Raw genomic sequence first — 1,996 nt, 5'->3', positions numbered from 1 at the left:
AGAAACACTATGGCGCACTACAAAAATATCGGCCTGCATTGCAACTAAGTTATCAATCGTATCTAAGAGGCTCTCACCTTTAGCCGTTGAAGACGTGGAGATATCCAAGTTAATCACATCTGCCGACAAGCGCTTGGCAGCAATCTCAAAAGTAGTGCGAGTACGCGTAGAGTTTTCAAAGAACAAGTTGAATACACTCTTGCCACGTAGGAGTGGTACTTTTTTAACTTCTCGCGCAGGATCAGTCACACTGACAAATTGTTGAGCAGTATCCAAAATATGCAGAATCTGCTCTTTTGGCAAACCCTCTAGAGTCAGCAAATGGGTTAGTTCACCAGCAGCATTAAATTGATTTACTGGGGCGTTTAATAAGTTATTCATTCCGCTCATGCTGCACGCTCCTCTAATTGAAAGCTGAACTTGCCAGCGCCATCTTTTTCTAAAACTAAAATTTGATTATCGGGAACGCTTACTTGCTCCCCCACAAAGTCAGCAGAGATTGGCAGCTCACGGTTCTCGCGATCCGCCAAAACCATCAATTCGACTTTCGCAGGTCTACCAAAATCAAACAGCTCATTGAGCGCTGCACGAACCGTACGACCAGTGAGTAAAACATCATCAATCAAAATGACATTTGCACCATTCACCTCAAAAGGAAGATGAGTGGACATCGTGCTGGCAGTACGAAGCGCTGTCATACCCTTCTCCGTATAGTCATCTCGATGAAATGCCACGTTAATGACGCCAAAGTGGGAAAGATTTAAATCTGTAGCTAAACGCTCTGCAATCCAAGCCCCGCCCATTGCAAGACCGGCCAACTCAAATGAATCACCTGCCTTTTTGCGCTGACTCAAAGTCTCTAGTAATTTCAGATAGGACTGCTCTGCATTCATCTCAACTAATCCAATTCTTTTCAAGAAAATACTGCTCCAAAATCAAGGCCGCAGACTCGGCATCCAAATTGTCTCGCATATTGGGGTCGCCCTCTAAAACAGCTGAGGTATACCGCTCATCAACCCACTCCACCGGCAAATGAAAGCGTCCATGCAGCTGGTTGCCAAAGCGGCGGGCCTTGGCACTCATCTTATGCTCAGTCCCGTCAGGATGGCATGGCAGCCCCACAACCAACTGGTTTGGTTGCCATTCTTTGATGAGGGTTTGAATAGCCCTAAATCTCACATCCTCAGATGGCTCCTCAATAATCCTCAATGGCTGGCCAGCTTTGGTCAGGGTATTGCCAACAGCCACGCCAATACGTCTCGTCCCGAAGTCAAAGGCCATGACCGTCAGCTCTACGCCCTTCTTAATACCCTCAGGCATGCCCTGCCTCGCCAGAAAGATGGGATGGATCAAAACCTAAAAGACTCATCGTCCTCTCGTAGCGCTGGCTAGAGGGGGTGTTGAAAATAATCTCACTCATTTGTTGCTGGGACAAAGGAACATTGATCCAGCCATTGAGGGCAATCTCTTCTTCAAGCTGCCCAGCACTCCAACCTGCATAACCTAAGGTCATTAAGAATTTGCTGGGCCCAGAACCTGTTGCCACGGCCTCAAGTACATCTTTAGATGTCGTCATGGTTAAGCCACCTGGAACTGCTAAGGAGGAGCTGTAAGCCACTTCTGTGGAGGGCTCGTGCAAGACAAAACCACGTTCGATTTGTACTGGACCACCAAAATAGACCGGTTGTTCAGATACTGGCTCAGCCTCCAGCTTGACCTCAATTTTTTCAAATAAAGCACCCATATCCAGCTCAGTTGGGCGATTAATCACCAAGCCCATTGCACCGCGTTCAGTATGCTCAAAAAGATAAATGACTGAACCTGCAAAATTGGGGTCGACCATCCCAGGCATGGCAATCAGGAATTGGTTTGCTAGATGATCAGCGGAATAAGAAATTGAGGACCCAGCAGCTAAAGCTTGGGAAGTCTGGGTGGGTGCTGAAGCGTGTCCCACAGGGGCTTTTTTAGCCGTGTTCATGTGGGTTTATTTTACCGA

The 1,996-nt window shown here is 47.3% G+C and carries 3 protein-coding genes and 1 pseudogene; all 4 read right to left on the bottom strand.

The window, feature by feature from the left end:
• A pseudogene (gene pyrB / locus B7X71_RS15945) lies at positions 1 to 381 on the bottom strand (aspartate carbamoyltransferase catalytic subunit); the annotation flags it as partial.
• A 5-nt stretch (positions 382 to 386) separates the two neighbouring features.
• Entirely contained in the window at positions 387 to 893 is a 507-nt protein-coding gene (pyrR, locus tag B7X71_RS15940; protein WP_293599259.1) for a bifunctional pyr operon transcriptional regulator/uracil phosphoribosyltransferase PyrR, read from the bottom strand.
• A 1-nt stretch (position 894) separates the two neighbouring features.
• Positions 895 to 1,320 (bottom strand): Holliday junction resolvase RuvX, encoded by a 426-nt coding sequence (ruvX, locus tag B7X71_RS15935; protein WP_293599260.1) that lies wholly within the window; start codon positions 1,318 to 1,320, stop codon positions 895 to 897.
• Positions 1,313 to 1,852, bottom strand: coding sequence for a YqgE/AlgH family protein (locus B7X71_RS15930; protein ID WP_293601451.1), 540 nt, complete (start codon positions 1,850 to 1,852; stop codon positions 1,313 to 1,315). Before B7X71_RS15930 ends, ruvX begins: the two co-directional genes overlap by 8 nt.
• Positions 1,853 to 1,996 lie beyond the last annotated feature (144 nt).

This window comes from Polynucleobacter sp. 39-46-10 (assembly GCF_002282275.1).
Note: the sequence above shows the minus strand (reverse complement) of the source record. Positions and strands in the feature narration are given on the sequence as shown.